This is a genomic window from Ruegeria sp. CH5 (genome assembly GCF_056537025.1).
The window spans coordinates 132,084-158,934 of the sequence record NZ_JBQFQT010000004.1; the positions used below are offsets into that span (position 1 = coordinate 132,084).

The following is a 26,851-nucleotide window of genomic DNA, read 5'->3' on the forward strand; positions in this document are numbered from 1 at the left end:
AATGGGCAGGACGGGATCGTGCCCGTCCTGCGTTTGGCTACGGCGTGGCCGGGGTTGCCCCGGCCACTACCCGATCAGTTGTCGTAGATGCGTTGACGTGCGCGTTCCAGCTTGGCTAGGATGCTGTCCAGGTTGTCCGGCTTGACCATGAATTCCTGGAAGCCTTCCATCGACACTTTGGCCATTTCCGCCGGCGCGTCGCGGTCCCAGAACTGGGCGACGCCGCCAGGGCTGTTGGTCGACAGCATCTTGAAGCCTTCCTGCAGGAACTTGTCGTCATCCACCGAGGATTTGGTGTTGACGGGCAGTTGTCCGAGGTTCTTGCCGTTGTTGATTTCGGTCTGCTCGTCAGCCGAAACGACAAAACGCAGGAACTCGCGCGCGGCTTCTTTGTTCGACGCGTTCGCCGGGATGTGGAACGTGTCGGTCGGTGCATCTTCGGCCAGCTCGACATCAGGGTTGATCGCGACGAACTGGTAGAAGTCCAGCTGGTCGTCGGTCAGACCGGCCTCGCGCAGCGGAGCCACCGCGAAGTTGCCCATCAGATATGCCGCTGCATCACCCTGAACCATGAAGGGCAGGGCCTCTTGCCAGCTGTAGGTCTGGTGGTTGTCGATGAACGCGCCCATGTCGATCAGCTGCTTCCAGTTGGCGAAGGTCTGCTTGACCCGGTCGTCTTCCCAGCTGACTTCGCCATTGGCCAGTTGCTGGTGGAAGTCGAAGCCGTTTGTGCGCATGTTCAGGTAGTCGAACCAGCCGCCAGCCGTCCACAGGAACTTGGTGCCGATGGTATAGCAGGCGCGACCCGAGTCGACGATCTTCTGGCAGTTGGCCAGCTCTTCTTCCCAGGTGGTCGGCTCGGACAGGCCCAGCTCGTCAAAGATGTCTTTGCGGTAGTAGACGCCCCACTGATAGTAGGTGTAGGGCACGCCCCACTGCTTGCCGTCGATGGTCATCGCGCCCTTGGTCGAGGCCAGGTTTTCGGCGATTTCCGGCTCGGCCCACAGGTCCGAAACATCTTCGAACAGTCCGGCCTCGACATAAGGCTTCATGCGGTTGGCCGCGTACCAGGTCGCAACGTCGGGCGTATCCGCCGTCAGGAAGTTGCGGATCTGGGTCTTGTACGCCTCGCGGTCGATGACCGTGGTCTCGATCTCCAAACCCGGGTGCTGAGCCGCGAACCGCTCGATCATCGCTTCCATCGTCGCACGCGGCGCCGGATTCGATGTGTCGAGGAAGATTCGCAGCTCGCCGGTCAGTTCTGCCGAAACGGGCGCTGCAAGTGCCACACTGGCCGCCAGAGCCGCCGCAGTGCGCTTGAACATGGAATGCATGGTTTCCTCCCTTAGCTTCCATTCAGTGGTTCCAAATAGTGAAACCAAGTTTTATATATTGAAAACTACACATCGAATCGGCTAGGCTTGTCAATACCCTCGCGGCCCGTCCGCAAGGGGAAGTGGAGGAGAAATCAGACCCGTGGCAGGTGACGGAACCATCGGCAAAGCATGTGACGTGCTGGAACAGGTCGCGGCGTTCGGCCGGCCTGTGCGGTTTGCCGAATTGCTGGAAAGCAGCAGCTTTCCCAAGGCGTCGCTGTACCGGTTTCTACAGTCGCTGACCAATCAGGGCATGTTGTCTTACGACCCTGACCGGCAGACCTATTCGCCGGGGCTGCGGCTGGTGCGGCTGGCGCATTCGGCCTGGACGCAAAGCTCGCTCGCGCCGATCGCGCGGCCGATCTTGGATGCGCTCAGCCTGGAAACCGGCGAGACGGTGCACCTCGCGCAGCTGGATTCGAGCCAAGTTCTGTACGTCGACAAGCGCAATGCCAAGAACCCGGTCGAGATGTATTCCGAGGCCGGAAAAGTTGGCCCGGCTTATTGCACCGGTGTGGGAAAGGCGATGCTCGCCTTTCTGGATGACGACCGGTTGGACAAGGCGATCTCGCAGCAAAGCTTTCACCGCTTTACCGACAAGACGCTGACCTCGGAGGCGGTGCTGCGGGCGGATCTGGCCCGGATCCGCGAACGGGGGTTCGCTATGGATGATGAAGAGCACGAGCCCGGCATCATCTGCGTGGCCTGTCCGATCCTAACATCGGGCGGGCGGGTACTGGGGGCGATCTCGATCACCGGATCGACCCAGCGCATGGATTTTGACCAGTTGAAGAAATGGGTCCCTCGGGTGCGGCGTTCGGCCGACCAGATCGGGTCCGAAGCCGAAGCATGGCGGTTCCCCGAGGGCCGCAAGGACAGGATGCAAGCATCATGACAGGCGTTACCCTGAAGGGCGCAATCAAGCGTTATGGCCAGACCCAGGTCATTCACGGCATTGATCTGGAAATCGAGGACGGCGAGTTCTGCGTTTTTGTCGGGCCGTCGGGCTGTGGCAAATCCACCCTGTTGCGGATGATCGCCGGGCTGGAAGAAACCACCGAGGGCGAAATCCGCATCGGTCAGCGTGACGTGACCCACATGGATCCGGCCAAGCGCGGCGTCGCGATGGTGTTCCAGACCTACGCCCTGTATCCGCACATGTCCGTGGCCGAGAACATGGGCTTTGGACTGCGCATGAACGGCGTGCCCAAGGCCGAGATCGACAAGAAGGTCGCCGAAGCGTCGGAAATCCTCAAGCTGGGGCCGTATCTCAAGCGCAAGCCCAAGGCCCTGTCGGGGGGGCAGCGTCAGCGGGTCGCCATCGGTCGGGCTATCGTCCGCGGCCCCGAGGTTTTTCTGTTCGACGAGCCGCTGTCGAACCTCGATGCCGAACTGCGCGTGGAAATGCGGGTTGAGATCGCCCGTCTGCACCAGGAGATCGGCGCGACGATGATCTACGTCACCCACGACCAGGTCGAAGCGATGACGATGGCCGACAAGATCGTCGTGCTGCGCGATGGCCGGATCGAGCAGGTCGGCGCTCCGATGGATCTGTATCGCGACCCCGACAACCGGTTCGTGGCGGGGTTCATCGGCTCGCCCGCAATGAACTTTCTGGAGTGCGATGTCGTCGAAGGAACGGTGCGCCACCCGGCTCTGACGGACTCGATCCCCGTCACCAACGGCGTGCCGACCGATGCCAAGAAGGTGATCCTGGGAATTCGCCCGGAACATATTGCCGTGGATCGGTCCGGCGACAGCTGTACCGTCGATCTGACCGAAGCGCTCGGCGGTGTCTCCTACAGTTACTTGCTGACGCCCAACGGCGACAAGCTGATCGTCGAAGAGCGGGAGGACCAGCGCAGCAAAACGGGAGAACGGATCGGAATCTCGGTTCGGCCCGAACGCGCCATGCTGTTTGACCCGGAAAGCGGGATGCGGTTGCGCTGAACCGTTGTTCAATTGGAAAATGTAAACGCGCCGGGCCCTCTGCCTGGCGCGTTTTTCTTTGGTCAGGCGAATTAGATGGATTTTGGATACAAAATCCGATACTGCGGGGTTGAGACAGGAAATCTGACCGCCCGGCGATGGACGCGGGCAACTTGGAAAGGATCGGCCACATGTCACCCGACGTCTTTACCGGCACCATGCCCGCGCTCATGACCCCTTGTACGCCCGACCGTCAGCCCGACTTTGACGCCTTGGTGCGAAAGGGGCAGCAGATGATCGAGGCGGGCATGTCCGCGGTCGTCTACTGCGGGTCGATGGGCGACTGGCCACTGCTGACCGACGAACAGCGGATGGAAGGGGTCGAGCGGTTGATCGGCGCCGGCCTGCCCGTGGTGGTGGGCACCGGGGCGGTCAATACGCAATCCGCCGTGGCACACGCGGCGCATGCGCAAAAGGTGGGTGCAGCGGGGCTGATGGTTATCCCGCGGGTCCTGTCGCGCGGCAGTTCGGTCACGGCGCAGCGCAACCATTTCAAGGCCATCCTGTCGGCGGCACCAGATATTCCGGCGGTCATCTACAACAGTCCGTATTACGGGTTCGCCACCCGCGCCGACCTCTTCTTTGCGCTGCGGGCCGAGCACTCCAATCTGATGGGCTTCAAGGAATTCGGTGGCAAGGACGATCTGCGCTATGCGGCTGAGAACATCACCAGCCGTGATGACCAGGTGACGCTGATGGTGGGGGTCGATACGGCGGTCTACCATGGCATCGTCAATTGCGGCGCAACCGGCGCGATCACTGGCATCGGTAATGTACTGCCCAAAGAGGTTCTGCTGCTTACTGCTTTGTCGAAAAAAGCGGCTTCTGGCAACGCCGAGGCCCGCCAGCGCGCACAGGAGTTGACAGAGGCCATCGACGTGCTGTCCAGTTTCGACGAAGGCCCCGATCTGGTTCTGTATTACAAGCACCTCCTGGTGCTGAACGGCGAGGATGAATACCGCTTGCACTTCAACGAAACTGACGCGCTGACCGATGCGCAGCGCCACTATTGCGAACAGCAGTACAGCTTGTTTCGCGCCTGGTTTGCAGACTGGTCAAGGCAAGGCGGGGTGATTGCCGCGTGCATGTGATCGACAGCCATACCGGCGGAGAGCCGACGCGCGTGATTCTGGACGGCGCGCCCGATCTGGTCAGCGGTCCTCTGTCCGAACGCGCAGGGCTTTTGGCGACTCAGCACCGCCCGTTCTGGCGCTCGGTCATGCTGGAGCCGCGCGGTCAGCCAGCGATGGTGGGGGCGCTGCTGGTGCCCCCGGTCGATCCGTCCTGCGTGACCGGGGTGATCTTCTTCGACGTGGATGCGGTGCTTGGCATGTGCGGGCATGGCACGATTGGGTTGACCGTGACGCTGGCCCATCTTGGGCGGATCGGTGTTGGCATCCACCGGATCGAAACCCCAGCGGGTGTGGTCAAGGTGGAGCTGCACGATCCCAACACAGTGACAGTAACCAACATCGAAAGCCGGCGGGTGCATCAGGCCGTGACGATCGAGGTTCCGGATTTCGGGCCGGTTACAGGTGATGTGGCCTATGGCGGCAATTGGTTCTTTATCGTCGATCCCAGCCCGGTGCCGGTCGAGCCCGCGAACATCCGGCAACTGACCGATCTGGGCGTCGCCATTCGGCAGGCCTCGGTCGCGCAGGGCGTGGGCGGCGAAGCGGGCGAGCCGATCGATCATGTGATTTTTCAGGAGACCGCGCCGGCCTCCGGCGTCCACAGCCGAAACTTCGTTCTGTGCCCCGATGACGCCTATGACCGCTCGCCCTGCGGCACGGGCAGTTCGGCGCGGTTGGCCTGTCTGGCGGCCGATGGGCGCTTGGCGCCGGGTGAAGAAATCGTGCAGGCTAGCGTCATCGGCAGCCCCTATCGGCTGTCCTATCAGCCGGGTCCGAACGGCGGGGTGATCCCCTCGATCACCGGTCAGGCTTTCGTGATGGCCGAAAGCCGCTTGATTTTTGATCCCGCCGATCCATTCCGTTCGGGTATAGAGATCACATGAAGAAAGATGTCATCGTCATAGGTGCCGGCGTCGTTGGTATCAGCGCGGCGCTGGAATTGCAGCGTCGGGGTTACACGGTTCAGATACTGGACCGCGAAGGCGTGGCCGCGGGCAGTTCGGCGGGAAATGCCGGGGCGTTCGCCTTCCCCGAGGTCGAACCTCTGGCCACGCCGGGGATCATGAAAAAGGCCCCGAAATGGCTGCTCGATCCGTTGGGGCCGCTGTCGATCCCGCCCGCCTATGCCCTGCAGATCGCGCCGTGGATGTGGCGGTTCTGGCGGGCCAGCCGCCCCAGCCGGTACCAGGCGCTGGTCGCCGCGCAGGCCAACCTGATGCGCCTGTGCCAGGCCGCGACCGAACGGCAGATCGCCGATACGGGTGGCGAGGCGATGATGCAGCGCGACGGGCAGTTGCAGTTGTACGAAAGCGCGGCCGAGTTCCGCGCCGCCTTGCCCACGTGGGAGTTGCGTCGCCGGCATGGCATCGCCTTCGATCTGCTGGAAAGCCCCGAAGCGATCGCCGAGATTCAGCCCGGGCTCAGCCCGCGTTTTTCCCATGCCGGGTTCACGCCACACTGGTGGAATACCGTCGATCCCAAACGCTGGGTCGAGCATCTGGCACAGGTGTTTCGCGACCGTGGCGGGGTGATCGAAACGCGCCCCGTACGCGCGCTGGAGCTGTCGGACACGGGCGTCTGGGTGCGCTTCGACCAGGGTGCGGCGGATGCCAGCAAGGTGGTCGTGGCCGCCGGGGCGTGGTCGCACCACCTGACCCGCACGGTGGGCGACCGGATCCCGCTCGAGACCGAGCGGGGCTACAACACGACCCTGCCGCCGGGCGCGTTCGACCTGCGGCTGCACCTTGCCTTCTCGCGGCATGCTTTCGTGGCCACCAAGATCAACGGCGGTGTGCGCATCGGCGGCGCGGTCGAACTGGGCGGGCTTGACCTGCCACCCAATTTCAAACGCGCCGATACCTTGCTGAACAAGGCGCGCCAGTTCCTACCGGGGTTGAAGACCGAAGGCGGGACGCAGTGGATGGGGTTCCGCCCCTCGCTGCCCGACAGCATTCCGGTGATCGGACGGTCTTCGAAATCGCCGAACCTGATCTACGCCTTCGGGCACGGCCATCTGGGCCTGACCCAGTCGGCCGGCACCGCCGAGCTGGTGGGAGCGCTGGTCGACGGCACCGATCCGGCCATCCCGGTCGATCCCTTCGCCGCCACCCGGTTCTGAGCGGGGGATGCGCAGCAGCAAGACCATCCACGTGATCTCGGCCCATGCCGAGGGTGAAGTGGGGGATGTGATCGTCGGCGGTGTCGCCCCGCCGCCCGGCGACACGATCTGGGCGCAACGCAGCTTCATCGCCCGCGACCAGACCCTGCGCAACTTCGTGCTGAACGAGCCGCGCGGCGGGGTGTTCCGCCATGTCAACCTGCTGGTGCCGCCCAAACATCCTGATGCCGACGCCGCCTTCATCATAATGGAGCCCGAGGACACGCCGCCCATGTCCGGCTCGAACGCGATATGCGTGGCGACAGTGCTGCTGGACGGGGGCATCCTGCCGATGACCGAACCGGAAACCCACCTGACGCTCGAGGCGCCGGGCGGGCTGGTGCGGGTGCGGGCCGAATGCCGCAACGGCAAGGCCGTACGGATCTACGTCCAGAACCTGCCCAGCTTTGCCGACCGCCTCGCCGCGCCGCTCGAAGTCGCAGGGCTAGGGACCCTGACGGTGGACACCGCCTATGGCGGGGACAGTTTCGTCGTGGTCGACGCCGCGGCGCTGGGGCTGCGCATCACCGAGGACGAGGCCGCCGACATCGCCCGTCTGGGGGTGGCGATCACCGACGCTGCCAATGCGCAGCTGGGCTTTGCGCATCCCGAAAACCCGGATTGGAACCACATCTCGTTCTGCGCGTTCTGCGGACCGCTGGCCGAAACAGAAACCGGCCTGACCGGCCGATCCGCGGTGGCGATCCAGCCCGGCAAGGTCGACCGCTCGCCCACCGGTACCGCCGTTTCGGCCCGCATGGCGCTGATGGCCGCGAGGGGGCAGATGCGGCCGGGCCAGAGCTTTGACGCGCTGTCGATCATCGGCTCGCGGTTTGCCGGCCGTATACTGGGCACGACACATGTCGGCGACCATCCGGCCATCCTGCCCGAGATCTCGGGCCGCGGATGGATCACCGGCATCCACCAGCACATGCTGGACCCCGACGACCCCTGGCCGCAAGGTTACCGCCTGCGCGACACCTGGGGTGCCTAGTCCAGAAGGGCCAGCAGATCGCGGTGCAGTTGCGCGGAAACCTCGGCATATCCCCGGGTGGTATTGCGCGCGCGGGCGGCAAAGCGGCGCTGTGACGGCAGGCGCGCGCCTTGATCGAGGATATCGGCAAACAGGCGCTCGGCCCGCGCGTCGTTGGCCTGTCGTCGCGCGCCGCTGAACTGGTCGGGGTCGAAGGCGATGATGATGTCGCCGTGGTAAGGCGCGCCGCCCGTGCCTTGGGCGAACTCCATGCTCTCCAGGCTGGTCAGGTCATCGATCAGCGGGCCGGCCAGAAGTTCGATCATGATCGACAGGGCCGAGCCTTTGTAGCCGCCGAAAGTCAGCATCGCGCCGTCCAGCGCCGCTTGCGGGTCGGTCGTGGGGTTGCCGTCTTTGTCGATCGCCACGCCTTCGGGCAGGCGTTTGCCCGCGCGCTTGTACAGCTCGATCTCGCCGCGGGCGAAGGCGCTGGTCGCGAAATCGAAGGTGAACGGGTCTTGGCCCAGGCGGGGCCAACTGAAGGCCAGCGGGTTGGTGCCCAGGCTGCCGCGCGTGCCCCCCGCAGGGGCCACCCAGGAATGGCTGGGCACCATCGCCATGGCTGCAAGCCCCTTGGCCGACAGGGCCTCCACCTCGGGCCACAGGGCCGAGAAATGAAAACAGCGTTTGATCGCCATGGCCGCGATCCCGTGGGTGCGGGTCTTCTCGACCAGCCGCGGCAAGCCTTTCTGGAACGCCAGCAACGACATGCCGCCCTGTGCGTCGACGCGCACGATGGCATTGTCCGAGGCGGCGACCTGGGGCTGCGCATGGCCGTCGATCTTGCCCGCCTGCATGGTCTGGGCGCACATGAACAGACGAAACAGACCGTGCGACTGGCAATCGTCCATTTGGCAGGTGGTCAGCAGTTCCGCGATCGCCCGCGCGTGGTCGGGGCCATAACCCACATGGGACAGAACCTTCAGGCTCAGATCGGTCATTTCTTTAGGCGTCAGCCGTACCGTTTCGCTCATGTTCCGTTCCCGGGTTTGATCTCGGTTGCCAAAGGGGTAGCGGGGAACCCTAGCCCTGTTCAACCCGATAGGCGGTTGGAAAAGCGCCTCGGGGCGGATATTTGTATCCAAAATGCAAATGCGGACAGATCCTTGGCAGCAAAACGCGCAATCACCCGTCAAAGCCTTCCCGATGCAATTGCGTCCGACTTGCGTGAACGCATTCTCAGCGGTGATCTGGCGGAAGGCGAGACCATCCGTCAAGAGGCATTGGCCGAAGACTATGACGTGTCGCGCATGCCGGTGCGCGAGGCGCTGAAACAGCTTGATGCCGAAGGTCTGGTTCAGCTGACGAACAACCGCGGGGCGCGGGTCACGCGCCATTCTCTGTCCGAGATCGGCGAGATCTTCGACCTGCGGTCGCTGTTGGAGACCGACCTGTTCCGCTGGGCAATTCCGCAGATGACCGGGTCTGACTTTGCGCGCTGCGAACACCTGCTGGAGCAGATGGAGGCCTCGTACGACGCCAATGACGTCAGCCGGTGGGGCGCGCTGAACTATCAGTACCACTCGGCCCTCTACGCGGCCGCGAACCGAAGCCTGACCAACGAGCTGCTGCACCGCGTGAGCCTTCAGTCGGATCGTTATGTCCGAATGCATCTCAGTGTGATGCAACAACGCGAACCGGCCCGTAAAGAGCATCGCGAATTGCTGCGCCTTGCCCGGGATGGGCAGGTCGAGCAGGCCTGTGCGCTTCTGTCCGCGCATATCGGACGAACCAAGGACCAATTGTTGGCACTGGTGGCTGCCAAGCGAGCGTCCGAGGAGGCGGTCGGACGCTGACGCCAAGCGACCGGAAAGAAAGCGTTTTCAATTCTTCTCTGTCTGTGCCAGTTCTGGCGTCGCGGGATGCGTGCCGAAACATGGATCGACCAAGTGCCCAGTGATGACCTCAACAGTTCGGAACAGGCCGTGCGTCAGGCGATTGGGGCGTATTCCAGACGCGTCTGGCGGTTTGCGCTGGCTCTGTCGGGGGCGCAGGATGTTGCCGACGACTTGACCCAGGCCACTTGCCTGCGCGCGTTGGAGCGCAGCCATCAGGTTACGCATACTGATCGGTTGGATTCGTGGCTGATGACGATCTGCCGGTCGATCTGGTTAAACGAGCTGCGGGCGCGGACCGTGCGCAAGTCCCAGGGGTTGGCCGCAACGCCGGACGCCGAATTGATCGCGCCGGGTACCGACGCCGAAATGAATATTTTTGCGCGGGAAGTGTTTACACAGGTAATGCAACTGCCCGAGGCGCAACGCGAAACGGTCATGCTGGTCTTTGTCGAGGGCTACAGCTATCGCGAGGCAGCCGCGTTGCTGGAGGTTCCGATTGGTACGATCATGAGCCGGCTTTCCAATGCCCGCAAGAAACTGCAAGCTGCGATGCCGCAGGATGCCGCTGCGTCCGACCGACGGAGGGACTCATGACCTTTTCCGACGATACGCTAAAGGCCTATCTGCAAGGCTCATTGGGGTCTGAGGAAAGCGATGCCATCGAGGCCGCTGTTGAGAACGATCCGGAACTGGAGCAGCGCCTGATGGATCTGGATCCGATCGCGCCGGTGGTTCGCGAGGTGTTCCGAGACATTCCCGCCGCAGCGCCACAAGTTGAACTGCCGCCTAGGGTTCCGGCTTTGGCGGGGCCCTGGCGCCTGTTGGGCGTCGCGGCTGCCGCGGCCGTGTTGGCCGTATCTCTGACCTTTTGGCTGACCCGCTCACAGCCGATGGGATGGGCAGAGCAGGCGGCCCTGTACCAGTCGCTTTACACGCCGGATTCGATTGCAACGCTGGAATACCCGCCGGCGCTCGTCGACGCCCAGATCTCATTGGCCGAAGAGAAACTGGGCCGCCCGCTGAACCGGGATTCGCTTGAAGGTTTGCCGGGGCTGGAACTGAAGGCCGCGCAGGTTTTGTCCTTCAAGGGCAAACCATTGGTTCAGATCGTTTTTGCCGACGCTGATGGCAATCCCTTTGCGCTGTGCGTGATCCGCCAGGGCGATGGCGCGCCGAATTCAGAGTTGAAGCAGGAAGTCCTGAGCGGGCTTGCAACGGCCCGGTGGGCGCGCGACGGATACGGATACATGCTGTTGGGGAACCGGCCGGACAACGATTTGACCGTGCAGCTGGATTACCTGGCCCAGACATTCGCCGGCTGAGCCGCCTTGCGCGAAACCTCTTGTGAACCGGTGCGATTGGCCGAACAATGCATGGCATGACGACCAAGGCCACGAACCCGGGCCCGGACGAGGACGATGTCCTGGACGGGCCGCGCAGTATCTATGACGTCGATCCGCCGGACGACGAAGACCTTTGGTTTCTGCCGCCCGAAGATGCAGCGGCGCCCGAGGACATGTTGCCGCCGGGTCCGCGTGCCGATCGGGGCGCTTTGTTCGACCCGCGGGACTGGCGCGCCGCCCAAGCTGAAGTGGCGCAGGGATTGGCGGATCTGGCCTTGACCTTCGGGGCGCTGGACGAGCGGCTGCGCAGTGGTCCAAAGGGGTGGACCCACCGGCTGGCCCTGATGGACGTATCCGACCTGGGGTGGTGGACCGGTGACCGGATCAGTGTTGATCGGCTTGCCCTGTGGACCGGATTGCGCATCGGAGCCACCGGGGACGATGTGCAAGCATTGTTTCGGGCGGGTTGGGCGGTTCGGCGACTGACTTCGGGCGCAGGGCCGTCGGACGGCGGCTGGCAATCGGGACTGGCCGCCTTTCTGGACCGGATGGCTCAGGGGATAGACGAAGTTCCAGAAGCGGTCGCGGACTTGGCCGAGGTGATGGACAGCGCACAAGCCCTGCACCCTGTCACGCAGTCGGCCATTGCCTTTCACGCGTGGCGCGCGCTGTCGCAGGGAATGGGACAGGATACCGAAGCAGCGGTGATCGCTGCGCGGCATGCGGCCACGATGGGTCGGGGCGGGGCACTGTTCATGCCCTTGGCATTGTCGGGCCCCGGGGCGCTGCGCGGCATCGGCACGCCAGAGGAAAAACTCAACGCTTGGGTTCGGGGGGCAGGGCAGGCAGCCTTGGCCGCGCTGCTGCATCTGGATCGCGTCAGCGCGTGGGAGGCCCGGGCACGCGAGGCCACCACGGATCTCAGCGGGCGGACGCCGCCGGTCCTGATCGATGTGCTGACTGCATGGCCCATGGTTTCTGCGCCATTGGCCGAGGAGTTAACGCAGGCCTCGCGTGCAGCCGTGCAACGCAATCTCGACAAGTTCACCGAACGTGGGTTGATCCGCGAAGTGACCGGGCAGGGCCGTTATCGGGTCTGGGCTGCCGCGCTATAGTCCAGCAACCACTCGCGGAACGCACGCGCGGGCGGCCTCAATGTGGCCCGGGACGGGTAGATCAGGTGGTAGGCATCCCGGCCCGGCACGGCCACCTCCGGCAGACACGGCACCAGGCCCGACATCCGCATGATCCGGTCAGACGCGGGCGCGCGGGCCAGGGCGATCCCGACCCCTTGCGCGGATAGCTCGGCCGCCATCACCGAGTTGTCCGCGAAGAAATACTGGGCCTGCCCGGCCGGCAGCCTGAGGGCTTCGAAAACGTGCGGCCAACTGGCCCTGTGGGTCGAAACCTCGATCAGCGGAAACCGGGCCAGATCCAGCGGAGTGCTGATCTGGTCGGCAATGTCCGGTGGCGCCACGGGAAAAAGGGTCTCGGTCAACAGCATGTCACCTTCGGCGCCGAACAGCGTCGGGTTGCCGAACACGATCTGCAGGTCGGTAAAGCGATTGGCGAAGTCGGCGATCCGGTTCCCGGTCGTCAGGGACAGGTTGATCTGAGGTTGGGATTTTTGGAACTGGGTCAGGCCCGCCGCAAGCACCCCTTGCGCGAACAACAACACGGATTGGACATACAGCCGTTGGTCCCGGGTCTGGCCGAACAGGCCAGTAGTGGCTGATTCCAGCATCACCAGAGATTGCTGCACGACCGGCAGGTACGCCCGCCCGGCCTCGGTCAAAGTGACGGCATGGGCATGGCGATGAAACAACGGTGTCCCCAGACGAGTTTCCAGCGCCTTGACCTGTTGGCTGACCGCGGCGGCCGACATGTTCAGCTGGGCGGCGGCACGGGCAAAGCTTTCGGTGCGGGCCGCGGCCTCGAAAACGCGCAGCCAGTTGAGAGAGGGGATGCGGGTCGACATGGCAATCAGGCTAAGCTGAACTTATCCTGACAGGCAAGGCTTTGCGTTCTCGTCGCAAGACCGGTTCGGCTAGGCTGTGCGTGAACCGATCCGAAAAGGTGCACCCATGCCCGACATCCAAGACTTGGCCCGGCACAAACTGACGCCATCGCAAGCAGCGCAATACTGGGAAGACGGCTTCCTGTTTCCGCTGGATATTCTGTCTGCTGACGAGGCCGCGCAGGTGCGCTCGGAACTCGAACAGATTGAACGCGACTGGATGGCCGCCGATCTGCCTCTGCCGCTGAATACCTACAAGCGCGTGAATTCACACCTGGTCATGCCGCTGGCGGCGCGGTTGGCCATGGATCCGCGTATTCTGGATGCCGTCGAAGGCGTCTTGGGTCCGGACATCATGATCTGGTCGGCCGAGTTTTTCATCAAAGAACCGCTCACCGTCCAGACAGTTGGCATGCATCAGGACCTGACCTATTGGGGGATGGGCGAGACCCCGGATCAGGTTACGGCCTGGCTGGCCCTGTCGCCGGCAACCGTGGAAAGCGGCTGCATGGATTTTGTCCGGGGCAGCCACAAGAACCCAATACTTCCGCACAATGATACCTATTCCGAGACCAACCTGCTGTCGCGCGGGCAAGAGATTGCAGTCGAAGTGGCCGAGGAAGACAAAACCCATATCGAATTGGCGCCCGGACAGATGTCACTGCACCACGGGCTGACCATTCATGGCTCGGGCCCGAACCGGTCGGACGATCGGCGCATCGGGATGGCCATCCGCTATATCAGTCCGAATGCGAAGCAGTTGGTGGCGGACCGCGACTACGCGATGGTCGCCCTCGGAGAGGACCGGCAGGGAAACTTCATCCATGTCGATCCGCCCGCCACCCTGTTTTCCGACGAGTCGCTTGCCCTGTACGAACAGGTGCGCCGCGATCTGGGCAAGGCGCTGGCAGCTGGGGCCAGGGCCACCGTTCCACTCTATGATTGAGCCGGGTTCGAAACCCAAAGGCAAGGGGATTGGACGCCTAGCGCCCAACCCCGACATAGGTTTCGAAACCAGATTTCTTGACCTTGTCGCGTGAATAGATGTTCCGCAGGTCGACCATGCGTGGAGATTTCATCTCAGCGGCCATCTGCGTCAGGTTCAGCGCGCGGAACTCGTTCCATTCGGTCAACAGCACCACTGCGTGCGCGTCCTTGGCTGCGGCATACGGGTCTTCGACCCACTCTACACCCGGCAGCAGAGCCTCACCCTCGGATCGGCCCTGAGGGTCGACCACGCGAACTTTGGCGCCGCCACCGATCAGGGCGGGCACGATGGTCAGTGATGGAGCATCGCGCATGTCGTCGGTGTTTGGTTTGAATGTCACCCCAAGAACCGCCACGGTCTTGCCGTTGAAACTGTCGTCGCAAGCTTCGCGGATCTTTTCGATCATGCGTTTTTTGACTTCGTCATTCACGCGCATGACGGTTTCGGTGATCTGCATGGGGAAGGCATGTTCCTGTCCGATCCGCGCAAGCGCCGCGGTGTCCTTGGGAAAGCACGATCCGCCGTAACCGGGGCCGGCATGCAGGAACTTGTTTCCGATGCGCCCATCCAAGCCGATGCCGCGCGCCACTTCCTTGACGTCGCCACCGACCCGCTCGCACAGGCCAGCGATTTCGTTGATGAACGTGATCTTGGTGGCGAGAAAGGCGTTTGCCGCGTATTTGATCATTTCGGCGCTTTCCAGATCCGTCGTCAGGATCGGAAAATCGCGCAGGTAAAGTGGGCGGTAGATTTCGGCCATCACCTCGGCGGCGCGGTCGTTCTCGACCCCTACAACGACGCGGTCCGGACGCATGAAATCGTCGATTGCAGCGCCTTCGCGCAGGAATTCCGGGTTCGAGGCGACATCAAATTCGGCCTCGGGGTTGGCTGCTGCGACAACTTCCTGAACCTTGCGGTTGGTTCCGACCGGAACCGTGGATTTTGTCACAACCACGGTGTAGCCATCCATGGCATGGGCGATTTCCTCGGCCGCTGCCATCACATAGGTCAGATCCGCATGGCCGTCGCCGCGGCGGGTTGGTGTCCCGACAGCGATAAAGACGGCATCCGCGCCTTTCACCGCATTTGCCAGATCGGTGGTAAAGCTCAGCCGGCCAGCGGCCACGTTCTTGGCCATCAGAACATCCAGTCCCGGTTCGTAGATCGGAACCTTTCCGTCCTGCAGCATCTGGATCTTAGCTTCGGCTTTGTCGACGCAAATGACGTCATGGCCGAAATCCGAGAAGCACACACCCGACACCAGACCCACATATCCGGTGCCGATCATCGCAATACGCATTATTCAAATTCCCTTGTTACCAATGCCACCTCGGGCGGCCACACATTCGGAGAAACTTCCGCCGGTTTCAATGCCTCACAGTGGCCTCGGGTTGCATTCCATGACATCTTGCTGTTTTTGGGGCGACAAATGGGCGTCCATGAAACTGGTGGAACAAACTGATGACCAAAAAAGCGCTGATCACCGGAATTACCGGACAGGACGGGTCTTACCTGGCCGAATTTCTGTTGGCAAAGGGCTATGAGGTTCACGGGATCAAGCGTCGGGCATCCTCGTTCAACACCCAGCGGATCGACCACATCTATCAGGACCCCCACGAGCCTGATCCGAAGCTGCGCCTGCACTATGGCGATCTGAGCGATACCTCGAACCTGACCCGCATCATCCAGGAGGTTCAGCCCGACGAAGTCTACAACCTGGGCGCCCAATCTCACGTGGCCGTCAGCTTCGAGTCTCCGGAATATACCGCGGATGTCGATGCCATCGGCACTCTGCGCCTGCTTGAGGCGATCCGGTTCCTGGGACTTGAGAACAAGACCCGGTTCTATCAGGCGTCCACGTCGGAACTCTACGGGCTGGTCCAGGAAACTCCGCAGCGCGAAACGACCCCGTTCTATCCCCGCTCGCCCTACGCGGTGGCCAAGCTGTATTCGTATTGGATCACGGTCAATTACCGTGAGGCGTACGGGATGTATGCCTGCAACGGAATCCTGTTCAATCACGAAAGCCCGCGCCGCGGCGAAACCTTTGTCACCCGCAAGATCACGCGTGGTCTGGCCAACATCGCCCAGGGCTTGGAGAAGTGCCTTTACATGGGGAATATCGACAGCCTGCGCGATTGGGGCCATGCCAAGGATTACGTGCGGATGCAGTGGATGATGCTGCAGCAGGACAAGCCGGAGGATTTCGTTATTGCCACCGGCAAGCAGTATTCCGTGCGCCAATTCATCGAATGGTCGGCGGCCGAGCTTGGGCTTACCTTGGAGTTTTCGGGCAGCGGTGTGGACGAGGTCGCAACGGTGACGGCGATCGACGGCGACAACGCCCCAGCGCTGAAACCCGGCGACGTGATCATGCGGATCGACCCGCAGTATTTCCGCCCAGCCGAGGTGGAGACGCTGCTGGGCGACCCGTCGAACGCTAAGGCCAAATTGGGATGGGAGCCGGAGCTGACCGTGCAGGAAATGTGCGCAGAGATGGTTCTGGAAGACCTCAAAACCGCCAAGCGACACGCCTTGTTGAAAGAGCATGGGTTCGAATTGCCCGTCAGCCTGGAAAACGGCTGAGGAGGCAGAAATGCGTAAGATCTACATCGCCGGACATCGTGGGATGGTAGGTGGAGCAATCCTGCGCCAGCTCAAGGCGCGCCAGGCCGATGGCGAGCCGCTTGAACTGGTTACCCGAACCCATTCCGAATTGGATCTGACGGATCAGTCGGCCGTCCGCGCCTTCATGCAGGCCGAGCGCCCAGACGTCGTGATCCTGGCCGCTGCCAAGGTGGGGGGGATCCACGCAAACAACACGTATCCTGCAGATTTCATTTACGAAAACCTGATGATCGAGTGCAACGTGATCCATCAGGCTTTTGCGGCCGGTGTACGGCGTCTTCTGCAGCTGGGCAGTTCCTGCATCTACCCGCGTGAGGCAGCGCAGCCGATGCGCGAAGACGCGTTGCTGACAGGTGTTTTGGAGCCGACGAACGAACCCTATGCGGTTGCCAAGATCGCCGGGATCAAGCTGTGCGAAAGCTACAACCGCCAGCACGGGGTCGACTACCGGTCGATCATGCCGACCAACCTGTATGGGCCGGGCGATAATTTCCACCCTGAGAACAGCCATGTTCTGCCAGCACTGATCCGCCGCTTCCACGAAGCAAAACGCGACGGGCTGGACGAGGTGGTGATCTGGGGAACCGGCAAGCCGCGGCGTGAATTCCTGCATGTCGATGACATGGCCGAGGCATCGCTGTTCGTAATGGATTTACCGCAGGACGTGTATCAGGCCAATACGCAACCCATGCTGAGCCACATAAACGTGGGCTGCGGGCAGGATGTTTCAATTGCCGAGCTGGCCGCACTGATCGCCAAAATCACCGGATATACCGGCCGGATCCAGCAGGACACCACCAAGCCAGATGGTACGATGCGCAAACTGATGGACGTTTCCCGGTTGGCCAAGATGGGCTGGAAGGCACGCATAGAGCTGGAAGATGGTATCCGCGAGACCTATGCCTGGTTCCTTGACCAATCGGCCGACGACCTTCGGGCCAAATAGGCACCCGGCCCAAAGACCGGGTGCGTTCGGTGCTCAGAACCAACGGCCGATGGCCGAGACCGCCGGGGGTATTGCCGCCGGATCGGACACCGCCGACAGAACTTGCCACGCTACCTGCGTTTCGGTCGGCAAATCGAAGCTGATGAACCGTCCCAGAGCATTACCGCTGCCGCTTAGGGTCGGAGTGCTGCCCGCAGCAAAAGGCGCGGGGAAAACCCAAGTATTCTGGGCGCTTGCAAACAGTGGTCCCATGCCGGCAGTACAGGCCACCGAACTCGCCGCGAGGGTGCAGATCTGGGTTCCGTCCGCGAAACGAACGAATTCGCCGTTTGCATTTGCGCCGCGTTCGATCACTGCGCCGGTCGGGGTCCCGCCAGACTGCGTCACCGGACCCAAGAGGTTACCCGGGCCATATCCGTAGTCGGCTCGCATCAGCCGTCCGGGTGCTACATCTTCAGGGTTGGCTTGAACGGCCGCGCCACTGATCGTTCCCGATGTGGCATCCACGCGCACCACCTCGGTCCAAGAGCCTCCGTCCGGTGAAACCTTGATGGAAAAATCGGTACTGCCCGCAAGGCCCATCTCGGCGTGGCCGGTCCAGTTGGATTGAAACAGGAGTGAGGCGGTGTCAGTCGCGCTTGCCTTGTTGATCTTCAACTGGTGGCCGCTTCCGTCATGGCTCAGCAATGTGGCTGGGCTTCGTACCGAAAGCCGGTTGGTCGGATCGTATCCGGTTGCGACCCCGACCCCGGCAAGGTTTGCAGTATTGACCGGAGGATCGATCCATCCCCCGTTGTCCCAGACCTTGAGCGCGGCGTTGGCTTGGTCCCAAACGCGCCATCCGTTTGCCGGAGTGACAAAGACCCAAGCATTGTCTAACCAAGCCGCGAGTTGCCCAGGCCTCCCCGCCCAGGCGCCTGTCGGGCTGGCCCCCAAGCCGTAGATGGCACCTTGACCTGGTGCCGCAGGTGGAATGGTTTCATCCAGAGCCACAACACTCAGCTGCACGATCAGGTCCAGCTGCCGCAGCGCTTCGTTGTGGGTAACGTGTTTTTGCGCCTGTGACGGTTGCAGAAACGGCAGATTCAAACGGGGGGTGATTTGGGACACGGGCGGGATCCTCCTTGGGCCATCGATTCACGGAATTCGCTGCGCGCCACCCTGCCGCGGATGGGATGAATCCCCGCTTTCACGTGCGAACGGCACAAAAAGGATTTGGTTACTTGTGGATTTCCAAATACGAAACAAAGCCGCCCTTTCGGGGCGGCTGTGGATATTTTTAGTATGGAAGTCGGCCAGCTGATTCTGTCTTGTTCGCCCAAAGTGTGAACCGTTGGCGACCGGAGCCGAGGTGTTCAGCCACGATCAGTTGCGGGCGTAGACATCCTCGTACCGGATAATATCGTCCTCTCCGAGGTAGGCGCCGGTCTGGACCTCGATCAGGACCATAGGCACCTTACCGGGGTTTTCCATGCGGTGAACCGCGCCAAGGGGGATGTAGACAGACTGGTTTTCGCTGACCAGACGAACCTTGTCATCGATCGTGACCTTGGCGGTACCTTCCACAACGATCCAATGCTCGGACCTGTGGTGGTGGGATTGCAGGCTCAGGGCCGCACCGGGGTTTACGTGAATCCGTTTGACCTGGAATCGTTCGCCTACGACCAGGCTCTCGAACCAGCCCCAGGGGCGATGGTCGACCGGCAGAGCTTCGGCTTGCGGTGCCCCTTTCGCCTTAAGGGCGGCCACGGCCTGTTTGACATCCTGTGCCTTGTCCATGCTGGCCACCAGAACGGCATCCGGCATGGCCACAGCGATCATGTTCTCGAGCCCCATGGCCACGACTTCTTGGGAGGCTGACTCGGACCGGATCAACACGTTGTTGCAGTCGATCGTCGTCACCTCACCGGTGGTCGCAACGCCGTTTTCGTCGGGGCTGCTCAGCTCCTGGACGGCCGACCAGCTGCCGACATCCGACCAGCCGGCGGCATAGGGAACAACGCTCAGGTTTTTGGCCCGTTCCATGACCGCGTAGTCGATCGATATGTCTTCGACTTTCCCCCAGGCCAATGCGTCCAGTCGCAGAAAGCCAAGATCGGCCTTCGCGTCCTCGACGGCAGTCTGCACCGGCGGCAACAAGTTGGGTGCATGATCCTGGAACGCAGCGATGATGTCGCGCACCGCAAACAGGAAAATGCCGGAATTCCACAGGTAACTGCCATCGGAGATCATGGCCTTGGCTCGATCCAGATCGGGCTTTTCAACGAAATGGTCCAATGCGACCGCAGCACCTGTCGCGTCGGGCGCAGCGCTGAGCTTCAGATATCCATATCCGGTTTCCGGCCGGTCCGGAGTGATCCCGAACGTCACCAGATGGCGGTCCCTCTCGATGGCGGTCACACCTTGCGAAACCGCCGCGTGGAACGCGGACTTGTCGGGAACGACGTGATCGGACGGCGCCACCAGCATCAAAGCATCCGGGTCTACCTTCGACAGGTAAAGCGCGGCCGCCAAGACCGCCGGAGCCGTGTTGCGGCCTTCAGGTTCAATAAGGATCGGACCGGGGTCGACACCAATGGCGGTAAGCTGCTCGGTGACGATGAAGCGGAACGATTCATTGGTGAGTATCAGGGGCTTGGCGTACGGTGTGTCCTTGGGCCCTCGCATCCTGTCCGCACAGTTCTGCAACAGGCTGCTGCTTCCGACCAGAGGCACGAACTGTTTGGGATAGCTTTTTCGGGACAGCGGCCAAAGCCGGGTTCCGGAGCCGCCGCACAGAATGACAGGATAGATGGTGGTCATGACGAATGGGCTTTTCGGCTGGTTTTCTGACGTTTTATCGCAGTCATCACAGGGTGGGTGAAGGACCGCCGCTTATTGGGCGGCCCGACCTGTGGCAACAATATCATTCAGATAGGCGCTCAGATCGTCGCGCAGGTCATTCCGGGCCAGGGCAAAAGCCACGGTGGCCTGCAGGAAGCCCGCCTTGGATCCGCAGTCGAACCGTTGACCATCGAAACGGTATCCGAAAACCGGGACACCGTTGCCGATGTCCTCGGCGATGGCATCGGTCAGCTGGATCTCGCCGCCGCTGCCTTTCTTCATCTGATTGAGGTTGTACAGCACCGACGGCCCCAAAATGTATCGACCGATCACCGCCATGTTCGACGGTGCCTCGTCGGCCTTGGGCTTTTCGACCATGCCGCGGGCGCGGATCACCTTGCCGGAACTGTCGGCCGCGTCCAGAATCCCGTACGAGCTGGTTTTTTCGGGTGCGACCTCCATCGCGGCGACCATGTTGCCGCCGGTTTCCTCATAGGCCTCGACCATCTGCTGCAGGCAGGGTTTGTCGGCTGCAATAACGTCGTCCGGCAGCATGACCGCGAAGGGTTCATCGCCGATCAGGCGGCGGGCGCACCATACGGCGTGTCCCAAGCCCAAAGCCTTGTGTTGGCGGATATAGGCGATAGCACCGCTTTCCATGTTGGTGTTCTCGAGAACCTCCAACAAATCATCCTTGCCTTTGGCCTTCAGTTCCTGCTCCAGCACGAGATTGTGGTCGAAATAGTCTTCGAGTGCCGATTTCCCGCGTGATGTGACAAAGATGAACTCGGTAATACCCGCAGCGCGGGCTTCGTCGATGGCATATTGAACGAGGGGCCGGTCAACCAGCGTCATGATTTCCTTCGGAACGGATTTCGTTGCCGGAAGAAACCGGGTGCCCAATCCTGCGACAGGGAAAATCGCCTTGGTGACCTTGCGTGACATGTGACCTCTCAAATTCAAAAACTTAGCCGGCGGACGTGGTGCATCCGGGGCTTCCTCTTAGGCTGCGAAACCGGATCAATCAATGATGCCCGAAGAAACAGGCCGAAAACGACCGAAGGGTGCCATCTGGTCATGGCAAAGTCAAAATACCCATTTCCAATATCTCTGCCCTAACGGGCAAGCACCCCGAAGCCGGTTGCCCGGCTTCGGGGACAGGATCAAGCGCTCGCCATGATCGCTTCCAGCGGATCGTGTTCAGCCACGAAATGCCCGGGCGAAATCTCGCTGAGCGCGGGAACATAGTCGGTCTGACCCGCTGCCAGACGGCTGGGCAGGAACCGCAGCGCTGCCTTGGGATCCATGGGCGAGGGCAACTCGCCCGGCAGTTTCAGTCGTTGGCGGCTGCGCTCGACATCCGGGTCCGGGATCGGAACCGCCGAGATCAGCGATTGCGTGTAGGGATGAACCGGGTTCGCGCAGATCACCTCGCCATCGCCCAGTTCGACGATGCGGCCGAGATACAGAACCATGATCCGGTTCGACACCGCGCGCACCACCGACAGGTCGTGGCTGATGAAGATCATCGACAGGCCGAACTCCTGCTGCAGTTCCTTCAGCAGCTGCACGATCTGCGCCTGGATCGACACGTCCAGCGCCGAGACCGCCTCGTCGCAGATGATCAGCTTGGGTTTGTTGATCATCGCCCGTGCGATGCCCACCCGCTGGTTCTGCCCGCCCGACAGCTCGTGCGGGTAGCGGTTGATCATGTTGGCGTTCAGGCCGACCCGTTCCATCATCTCGGCGACCATCTGCTTGCGCTCGCGCTCGGTCAGGTCGGGGCGATAGGTTTTCAGCGGTTCTGCGATCGAGGCAGAAATCGTCATCCGAGGGTCCAGGCTGGCCAGCGGGTCCTGGAACACGATCTGCAGATCCTTGCGGTACTTGTTCAGCTCGGCCCGTTTCAGCCCGACGATCGGATGGCCCAGCCAGCTGACATTCCCGTCGCTCGGCTCGATCAGCTGCAGCACGGCACGGGCGAGGGTGGACTTGCCGCAGCCCGACTCACCGACCACGCCCAGGGTTTCACCCTTGCGGATGTCAAAGCTGACCCCGTTCACCGCCTTCAACGGCACCTTGCGGCCAAAGATGCCGCCCGGAACGTGAATCGGGAAATGCACCTTGACGTCATCGACCTTCAGCAGCGGCGCCTCGTCGGTCTCCACCGCCTTGGGCGCGTCGCCCGCGTCGATGCGGGGCATGGCCTCGATCAGGGTGCGGGTATAGTCGTGCTTGGGCGCGTGAAAGATCTCGCGCGTGTCACCGGCCTCGACGAACTCACCCAGGCGCATGACCTGCACCCGGTCGCACATGCGGGCCACGACGCCCATGTCATGCGTGATCAGGGCGATGGCGGTGCCTTCGTCCTTTTGCAGACGCACCATCAGGTCCAGAATGTCGGCCTGAACGGTCACGTCCAGCGCGGTGGTCGGTTCGTCGGCGATCAGCAGCTTGGGATTGCACAGCATCGACATGGCGATCATCACCCGCTGGCGCATCCCGCCCGACAGCTCGTGCGGGAACTGGTCCAGACGGCGCGCGGCCTCGGGTATGCGCACGCGGTCCAGCCATTCCAGGCACCGTTGCCGCGCGGCCGAACCCTGCAGGCCTTCGTGCACCTGCAAGACTTCGCGCATCTGCTGGCCGACCCGCAAATGCGGGGTCAGGGCGGTCAGCGGGTCCTGAAAAATCATGCCCACGTCATCTCCGCGGATCTGGTTCAGCTTGTTCACGGGCAGGTTCAGAATTTCCTGCCCGTTCAGCAGCACCGACCCGGTGGCCCGGCCCGCCGGCGGCAGCAGCCCCATCGCGGCCATGAAGGTCTGGCTTTTGCCCGACCCGCTTTCGCCGACGATGCCCAGGCATTCGCCCGGCGCGATGTCAAAGCTGATGTTCTTGACGGCCTCGACCACCCCGTCGGGCGTGTCGAACTGAACGCTCAGGTTCTTTACGGAAAGCAGGCTCATGTCAGCGGTCCTTCGGATCCAATGCGTCACGCAGGCCATCGCCGATGAAGAACATCGTGATGATGATGGTGACGTAAAATGCCAGAGGGTACATCAGTTGCCACAACGTGCCGTAACCCATGGTTCCGGCGCCCTCGGCGATCAGACGACCCAACGAGGTATAGGGCTCGGAAATCCCCAGCCCCAGGAACGAGATGAAGCTCTCCGTCAGGATCATCTCGGGCACCAGCAGCGAAGCATAGACGATCACAACGCCCAGCAGGTTGGGCAGGATGTGGCGGTACATGATGGTGAACTCGCTGACACCGGCGGCACGGGCGGCCTCGATGAACTCGCGGTTCTTCAGGGTCAGGGTCTGGCCGCGCACGATCCGCGCCATTGTTAGCCAGCCCACCGCACCCAGCGCGATGAACAGCATGAAGAACGACCGCCCCGCCACGACCAGCAGCAGGATGATGACCAGCGTGGCCGGAATGGCCAGCAGGATGTCGACGAAGCGCATCATCACGCCATCGACGCGCCCGCCGATGTAACCGGCGGCGATGCCGTAGCAGGTGCCGACGATCAGCGCGGTGGCCGCCCCGATCAGGCCCACCAGCAACGAGGTGGTGGTGGCCTGGATGACCCGGCTGTACAGGTCGCGCCCCAGATCGTCGACGCCGAAATAGTGGCCGGTCTCGATGGACGGCATACCCATGCCGGCCACGTCGCCCATGACGTTCCAGTCGATTTCCTCGTTGCTCCAGACGGCAAAGTAGGGCCCGATGATCGTGAACAGAACGATCAGGCCCAGGATGAACACGCTGGCCATGGCGGCCTTGTTGCGGACAAAACGCATCCGCGCGTCCTGCCAAAGCGAACGCCCCTGAATGACCGTGTAATCGGTGATGTCTTCGGCCAGATGGGCGGCTTTCTGAGATTTTCCAAGCATTTGCCAGCCCCCTCAGTAACGGATTTTCGGATCGAACCAGGCATAGGCCAGGTCGGTCAGCAGGTTCACCAGAACGGTCAGAACGCCATAGAGGATCGTGACCCCCAGCAGCACTGCATAGTCGCGTGACAGGGCCGAACCCACATAGGCCTGCCCCAGCCCGCCGGTCGAGAAATAGATGTCAACGAAGACCGAACCGGTCAGCACATAGACGAAGACCGGCCCCAGATAGGACACCACCGGCAGCAGCGTGGGTTTCAGCGCGTGACGCCAGATCACGGTGCGGGTCGGCAGGCCCTTGGCCCGCGCGGTGCGGATGAAGTTCGAATTCAGAACCTCGAGCATCGATGACCGAGTGATCCGCGCGATCGACCCCATGTACGAGGTCGCAAGTGCGATGACGGGCATGATCAGGTATTGCCACTGACCCCCGTTCCAGCCGCCGCCCGGCAGCCAGCCCAGCCACAGGGTGAAGGTCAAAATCAGGATCGGGCCCATGATGAAGTTCGGCAGCGCCTGGGCGGCGATGCCCAGACCCACGGCGAAATAGTCGATCCAGCTGTTGTGGCGGATCGCAGCGGCGATGCCCAAGCTGACGCCCACCAGCGTGGCCACGAGAAAGGACAGCATTCCGTAGGTCAGCGAAATCGGAAAGCCCTGCGCGATGATGTCGTTCACGTCGCGGTCCTTGAACTTGAAGGACGGGCCGAAATCGAAATGCACCACGATGTTGTACAGATAGTCCCACAGCTGTTTCCACAGCGGCTGGTCCAGCCCGTAGCGCGCCTCGATATTGGCCAGAACCTGCGGCGGCAACGGCCGCTCCGAGGTGAAGGGCCCGCCGGGCGCGAAGTGCATCAGAAAGAAACTGGCGACGATCAGCAACAGGATCGTCGGAACGGCGATCAGCAGTCGCCGGATGACATAGGCAAGCATTTCATGCCCCCAATTATTGGCCCTGCCCCAGAGCATGTCCGGGGCAGGGCGCGATCAAAGGATGATGATTACTCGGCGATCTTGTAGAGGTTCTTCGAGTACCAGTTCTGCTCGACGTTGTTCACCGGCCAGTTCCCCACGTCGCTGTCCATCATGTAGACACCGGCGTAGTGGTAGATCGGGATCACAGGGGTTTCCTGTGCGATGATCCGCTCAACCTCGGTGTACAGCGGGGCCGGATCGTCCGAGGTTTTGGCCTGAGCCAGCAGCTCGTCGACCTTGGCATTGTTGTACTTGCCGTCATTGTAGCCGGAATCCGACTGCAGCAGGTCCAGGAAGGTCGAGGCTTCGTTGTAGTCGCCGCACCATGCGCCGCGGGCCAGTTCAAAGTTCTGGTTGCCGCGCTCTTCCAGGAAGATCTTCCATTCCATGTTGGCCAGCTCGACCTGCGCGCCCAGCTTCTGCTTCCACATCTGGCTGAGGGCCACGGCGACTTTCTTGTGCGCCTCGGAGGTGTTGTAGACCATCGCGAAACTCAGCGGGTTGTCGGGACCGTATCCGGCCTCGGCCAGCAGTTCCTTGGCCAGCTCGTCGCGCTCGGCTTGCGTCATCGACGCCATTTCCACGACCGGCGGGGTGAACCCTGCGGTGGCTTCGGGCACGAAGGTATAGGCTTCGGGCTGACCGCCGGCCAGGATGTTCTCAGTGATGATCTTACGGTCAACCGCCAGCGACAGGGCCTGACGCACGTTCGGGTCCTTGAAGGCCTCGGGGCCGCCGTCGGACAGGTTGAACGTGTAGTAGTAGTTGCACAGGCGCGGGAAGCTGATCGCCTCGTTCGGGTATTCTTTCTTCAGGCGCGGAAACTGGCCTGCGGGCACCTCGGTGCGGTCCAGTTCGCCGGCCAGATAGCGGGTCAGGGCCACGTTTTCATCGTTGATGACCAGGGCCACGACCTTGTCGATGATGGTGTTGTCGTTGTCCCAGTACATCGGGTTGCGCTCGCGCACCGAGCGTTCGTTGGGCAGGTGCTCGGTCAGGACATAGGCGCCGTTCGAGACGATGTTGCCGGGCTTGGTCCATTCATCGCCGAACTGCTCGATGACCTTCTGCGGGGCTGGGAAGGTGGTCGAGTGCGTGGTCATCTGCGGGAAATAGGGCAGCGGGGCGCTCAGTTTCACTTCCAGCGTGTGGTCGTCGATCGCCTTGACGCCCAGGTCGTCGACCGGCTTGTCGCCCGCGATGATCTCGGCGGCGTTCTCGATCGACATCAGTTCCATGAACCAGGCATAGGGCGAGGACAGGGCCGGATCGACGGCGCGTTTCCACGCAAAAACGAAATCATGTGCGGTGACCGGATCGCCGTTCGACCACTTGGCGTTGTCGCGCAGGGTGAAGGTGTAAACGTCCTTAGTTTCGTTGGTGGTATAGCCGGTGGCCACGCCCGGAACCAGGTTGCCGTCTTCGTCCTGGTTCATCAGACCTTCGAACAGGTCGCGGACAATCTCGGCGCCCGACACGTCCTCGACCACCTGCGGGTCGACCGAGCTGTGCTCGTCCAGCACGCGGTAGACGAAGGTCTGGTCATCGGCCAGCGGCTCGCCGGTGACCGGATGGGTGCCCACGGCCAGCGCGGCTCCGGTGATGAAGGTCGAGCACAGCAGGCCCGCCACCGAGTTTCGAAGGATGGTGTTCATGATCTTCTCCCAATTATTGTGGCGGCGGTCTGCGCATCCATATGGG

The 26,851-nt window shown here is 62.2% G+C and carries 24 protein-coding genes; 13 read left to right on the forward strand and 11 right to left on the reverse strand.

All coding sequences use genetic code 11. From position 1 onward, the window contains the following. Positions 1-74: 74 nt before the first annotated feature. Positions 75-1,334: an ABC transporter substrate-binding protein gene (locus ACR0JC_RS13670; RefSeq protein WP_170341262.1), complete on the reverse strand. Its 1,260-nt coding sequence runs from the start codon at positions 1,332-1,334 to the stop codon at positions 75-77. 142 nt (positions 1,335-1,476) lie between these two features. On the opposite strand from ACR0JC_RS13670, the gene ACR0JC_RS13675 reads away from it, so the two are divergent. The 6 genes from ACR0JC_RS13675 (at position 1,477) to ACR0JC_RS13700 (ending at position 7,650) form a co-directional block, all read left to right on the forward strand. Beyond that, entirely contained in the window at positions 1,477-2,271 is a 795-nt protein-coding gene (locus ACR0JC_RS13675) for an IclR family transcriptional regulator (protein ID WP_170341264.1), read from the forward strand. After that, positions 2,268-3,326: an ABC transporter ATP-binding protein gene (locus tag ACR0JC_RS13680; protein ID WP_170341267.1), complete on the forward strand. Its 1,059-nt coding sequence runs from the start codon at positions 2,268-2,270 to the stop codon at positions 3,324-3,326. The genes ACR0JC_RS13675 and ACR0JC_RS13680 overlap by 4 nt, the downstream gene beginning before the upstream one ends. 170 nt (positions 3,327-3,496) lie before the next feature. Next, positions 3,497-4,456 (forward strand): dihydrodipicolinate synthase family protein, encoded by a 960-nt coding sequence (locus tag ACR0JC_RS13685; protein ID WP_170341269.1) that lies wholly within the window; start codon positions 3,497-3,499, stop codon positions 4,454-4,456. Then, on the forward strand, positions 4,447-5,382 hold the full coding sequence (locus ACR0JC_RS13690) for a 4-hydroxyproline epimerase (protein WP_170341271.1): 936 nt from the start codon (positions 4,447-4,449) through the stop codon (positions 5,380-5,382). Before ACR0JC_RS13685 ends, ACR0JC_RS13690 begins: the two co-directional genes overlap by 10 nt. After that, positions 5,379-6,617, forward strand: a complete 1,239-nt coding sequence (locus ACR0JC_RS13695; protein ID WP_170341273.1) for an NAD(P)/FAD-dependent oxidoreductase — start codon at positions 5,379-5,381, stop codon at positions 6,615-6,617. The genes ACR0JC_RS13690 and ACR0JC_RS13695 overlap by 4 nt, the downstream gene beginning before the upstream one ends. A 7-nt stretch (positions 6,618-6,624) precedes the next feature. Next, positions 6,625-7,650 carry a trans-3-hydroxy-L-proline dehydratase gene (locus ACR0JC_RS13700; RefSeq protein WP_170341275.1) on the forward strand — a complete coding sequence of 342 codons (1,026 nt, stop codon included), beginning with the start codon at positions 6,625-6,627 and terminating at the stop codon, positions 7,648-7,650. Here the strand turns inward: ACR0JC_RS13700 and ACR0JC_RS13705 are convergent. Further along, positions 7,647-8,663 (reverse strand): Ldh family oxidoreductase, encoded by a 1,017-nt coding sequence (locus ACR0JC_RS13705; protein ID WP_170341287.1) that lies wholly within the window; start codon positions 8,661-8,663, stop codon positions 7,647-7,649. The genes ACR0JC_RS13700 and ACR0JC_RS13705 overlap by 4 nt on opposite strands. 132 nt (positions 8,664-8,795) lie before the next feature. On the opposite strand from ACR0JC_RS13705, the gene ACR0JC_RS13710 reads away from it, so the two are divergent. From ACR0JC_RS13710 to ACR0JC_RS13725, 4 genes are all read left to right on the forward strand, one after another. Beyond that, the gene (locus tag ACR0JC_RS13710; RefSeq protein ID WP_170341289.1) at positions 8,796-9,485 is read left to right on the forward strand and encodes a GntR family transcriptional regulator; all 690 of its coding nucleotides are present in this window, start codon (positions 8,796-8,798) and stop codon (positions 9,483-9,485) included. Between the two features lie 66 nt (positions 9,486-9,551). After that, positions 9,552-10,121 carry an RNA polymerase sigma factor gene (locus ACR0JC_RS13715; protein WP_170341291.1) on the forward strand — a complete coding sequence of 190 codons (570 nt, stop codon included), beginning with the start codon at positions 9,552-9,554 and terminating at the stop codon, positions 10,119-10,121. Then, the gene (locus tag ACR0JC_RS13720) at positions 10,118-10,849 is read left to right on the forward strand and encodes a hypothetical protein (RefSeq protein ID WP_170341293.1); all 732 of its coding nucleotides are present in this window, start codon (positions 10,118-10,120) and stop codon (positions 10,847-10,849) included. The genes ACR0JC_RS13715 and ACR0JC_RS13720 overlap by 4 nt, the downstream gene beginning before the upstream one ends. A gap of 56 nt (positions 10,850-10,905) precedes the next feature. Beyond that, a complete protein-coding gene (locus ACR0JC_RS13725) occupies positions 10,906-11,985 on the forward strand; it encodes a helix-turn-helix domain-containing protein (protein ID WP_170341295.1) in 1,080 nt (359 codons plus the stop codon). Here the strand turns inward: ACR0JC_RS13725 and ACR0JC_RS13730 are convergent. Then, a complete protein-coding gene (locus tag ACR0JC_RS13730; protein ID WP_170341297.1) occupies positions 11,958-12,848 on the reverse strand; it encodes a LysR family transcriptional regulator in 891 nt (296 codons plus the stop codon). The genes ACR0JC_RS13725 and ACR0JC_RS13730 overlap by 28 nt on opposite strands. Before the next feature lie 106 nt (positions 12,849-12,954). Between ACR0JC_RS13730 and ACR0JC_RS13735 the strand changes: the two genes are divergently transcribed. Continuing rightward, positions 12,955-13,833: a phytanoyl-CoA dioxygenase family protein gene (locus tag ACR0JC_RS13735; RefSeq protein ID WP_170341299.1), complete on the forward strand. Its 879-nt coding sequence runs from the start codon at positions 12,955-12,957 to the stop codon at positions 13,831-13,833. Positions 13,834-13,870: 37 nt separating this feature from the next. Here ACR0JC_RS13735 and ACR0JC_RS13740 read toward each other — a convergent pair whose 3' ends face one another. After that, a complete protein-coding gene (locus ACR0JC_RS13740) occupies positions 13,871-15,175 on the reverse strand; it encodes a UDP-glucose dehydrogenase family protein (protein ID WP_170341301.1) in 1,305 nt (434 codons plus the stop codon). Between the two features lie 161 nt (positions 15,176-15,336). Here ACR0JC_RS13740 and gmd point away from each other — a divergent pair, with 161 nt between their 5' ends. Beyond that, positions 15,337-16,461 carry a GDP-mannose 4,6-dehydratase gene (gene gmd, locus ACR0JC_RS13745; RefSeq protein ID WP_170341303.1) on the forward strand — a complete coding sequence of 375 codons (1,125 nt, stop codon included), beginning with the start codon at positions 15,337-15,339 and terminating at the stop codon, positions 16,459-16,461. Positions 16,462-16,471: 10 nt separating this feature from the next. After that, a complete protein-coding gene (gene fcl, locus ACR0JC_RS13750; protein ID WP_170341305.1) occupies positions 16,472-17,449 on the forward strand; it encodes a GDP-L-fucose synthase in 978 nt (325 codons plus the stop codon). Between the two features lie 33 nt (positions 17,450-17,482). On the opposite strand, the gene ACR0JC_RS13755 is transcribed toward fcl, so the two are convergent. The 7 genes from ACR0JC_RS13755 to ACR0JC_RS13785 all read right to left on the reverse strand — a co-directional run bounded on the left by ACR0JC_RS13755 (position 17,483) and on the right by ACR0JC_RS13785 (position 26,805). Continuing rightward, positions 17,483-18,559 (reverse strand): DUF2793 domain-containing protein, encoded by a 1,077-nt coding sequence (locus ACR0JC_RS13755; RefSeq protein ID WP_170341307.1) that lies wholly within the window; start codon positions 18,557-18,559, stop codon positions 17,483-17,485. Between the two features lie 255 nt (positions 18,560-18,814). Next, entirely contained in the window at positions 18,815-20,251 is a 1,437-nt protein-coding gene (locus ACR0JC_RS13760; protein ID WP_170341310.1) for a mannose-1-phosphate guanylyltransferase/mannose-6-phosphate isomerase, read from the reverse strand. 72 nt (positions 20,252-20,323) lie between these two features. Beyond that, positions 20,324-21,217: a UTP--glucose-1-phosphate uridylyltransferase GalU gene (gene galU / locus ACR0JC_RS13765; RefSeq protein WP_093963131.1), complete on the reverse strand. Its 894-nt coding sequence runs from the start codon at positions 21,215-21,217 to the stop codon at positions 20,324-20,326. Positions 21,218-21,435: 218 nt separating this feature from the next. Then, entirely contained in the window at positions 21,436-23,241 is a 1,806-nt protein-coding gene (locus ACR0JC_RS13770) for an ABC transporter ATP-binding protein (protein ID WP_170341312.1), read from the reverse strand. A gap of 1 nt (position 23,242) precedes the next feature. Next, on the reverse strand, positions 23,243-24,172 hold the full coding sequence (locus ACR0JC_RS13775) for an ABC transporter permease subunit (protein WP_170341315.1): 930 nt from the start codon (positions 24,170-24,172) through the stop codon (positions 23,243-23,245). 12 nt (positions 24,173-24,184) lie between these two features. Next, positions 24,185-25,108 carry an oligopeptide ABC transporter permease OppB gene (gene oppB / locus ACR0JC_RS13780; RefSeq protein WP_093963128.1) on the reverse strand — a complete coding sequence of 308 codons (924 nt, stop codon included), beginning with the start codon at positions 25,106-25,108 and terminating at the stop codon, positions 24,185-24,187. 68 nt (positions 25,109-25,176) lie between these two features. Further along, complete coding sequence (locus tag ACR0JC_RS13785; RefSeq protein WP_170341317.1) at positions 25,177-26,805, reverse strand: peptide ABC transporter substrate-binding protein; 1,629 nt, start codon at positions 26,803-26,805, stop codon at positions 25,177-25,179. Positions 26,806-26,851 lie beyond the last annotated feature (46 nt).

Coding starts and splice junctions, on each gene's coding strand:
- ACR0JC_RS13670 (WP_170341262.1), bottom strand. CDS start 1,334: ATGCATTCCATGTTCAAGCGCACTGCGGCGGCTCTGGCGGCCAGTGTG.
- ACR0JC_RS13680 (WP_170341267.1), top strand. CDS start 2,268: ATGACAGGCGTTACCCTGAAGGGCGCAATCAAGCGTTATGGCCAGACC.
- ACR0JC_RS13685 (WP_170341269.1), top strand. CDS start 3,497: ATGTCACCCGACGTCTTTACCGGCACCATGCCCGCGCTCATGACCCCT.
- ACR0JC_RS13695 (WP_170341273.1), top strand. CDS start 5,379: ATGAAGAAAGATGTCATCGTCATAGGTGCCGGCGTCGTTGGTATCAGC.
- ACR0JC_RS13700 (WP_170341275.1), top strand. CDS start 6,625: ATGCGCAGCAGCAAGACCATCCACGTGATCTCGGCCCATGCCGAGGGT.
- ACR0JC_RS13705 (WP_170341287.1), bottom strand. CDS start 8,663: ATGAGCGAAACGGTACGGCTGACGCCTAAAGAAATGACCGATCTGAGC.
- ACR0JC_RS13715 (WP_170341291.1), top strand. CDS start 9,552: ATGCGTGCCGAAACATGGATCGACCAAGTGCCCAGTGATGACCTCAAC.
- ACR0JC_RS13720 (WP_170341293.1), top strand. CDS start 10,118: ATGACCTTTTCCGACGATACGCTAAAGGCCTATCTGCAAGGCTCATTG.
- ACR0JC_RS13725 (WP_170341295.1), top strand. CDS start 10,906: ATGACGACCAAGGCCACGAACCCGGGCCCGGACGAGGACGATGTCCTG.
- ACR0JC_RS13730 (WP_170341297.1), bottom strand. CDS start 12,848: ATGTCGACCCGCATCCCCTCTCTCAACTGGCTGCGCGTTTTCGAGGCC.
- ACR0JC_RS13735 (WP_170341299.1), top strand. CDS start 12,955: ATGCCCGACATCCAAGACTTGGCCCGGCACAAACTGACGCCATCGCAA.
- ACR0JC_RS13740 (WP_170341301.1), bottom strand. CDS start 15,175: ATGCGTATTGCGATGATCGGCACCGGATATGTGGGTCTGGTGTCGGGT.
- gmd (WP_170341303.1), top strand. CDS start 15,337: ATGACCAAAAAAGCGCTGATCACCGGAATTACCGGACAGGACGGGTCT.
- fcl (WP_170341305.1), top strand. CDS start 16,472: ATGCGTAAGATCTACATCGCCGGACATCGTGGGATGGTAGGTGGAGCA.
- ACR0JC_RS13760 (WP_170341310.1), bottom strand. CDS start 20,251: ATGACCACCATCTATCCTGTCATTCTGTGCGGCGGCTCCGGAACCCGG.
- galU (WP_093963131.1), bottom strand. CDS start 21,217: ATGTCACGCAAGGTCACCAAGGCGATTTTCCCTGTCGCAGGATTGGGC.
- ACR0JC_RS13770 (WP_170341312.1), bottom strand. CDS start 23,241: ATGAGCCTGCTTTCCGTAAAGAACCTGAGCGTTCAGTTCGACACGCCC.
- ACR0JC_RS13775 (WP_170341315.1), bottom strand. CDS start 24,172: ATGCTTGGAAAATCTCAGAAAGCCGCCCATCTGGCCGAAGACATCACC.
- oppB (WP_093963128.1), bottom strand. CDS start 25,108: ATGCTTGCCTATGTCATCCGGCGACTGCTGATCGCCGTTCCGACGATC.
- ACR0JC_RS13785 (WP_170341317.1), bottom strand. CDS start 26,805: ATGAACACCATCCTTCGAAACTCGGTGGCGGGCCTGCTGTGCTCGACC.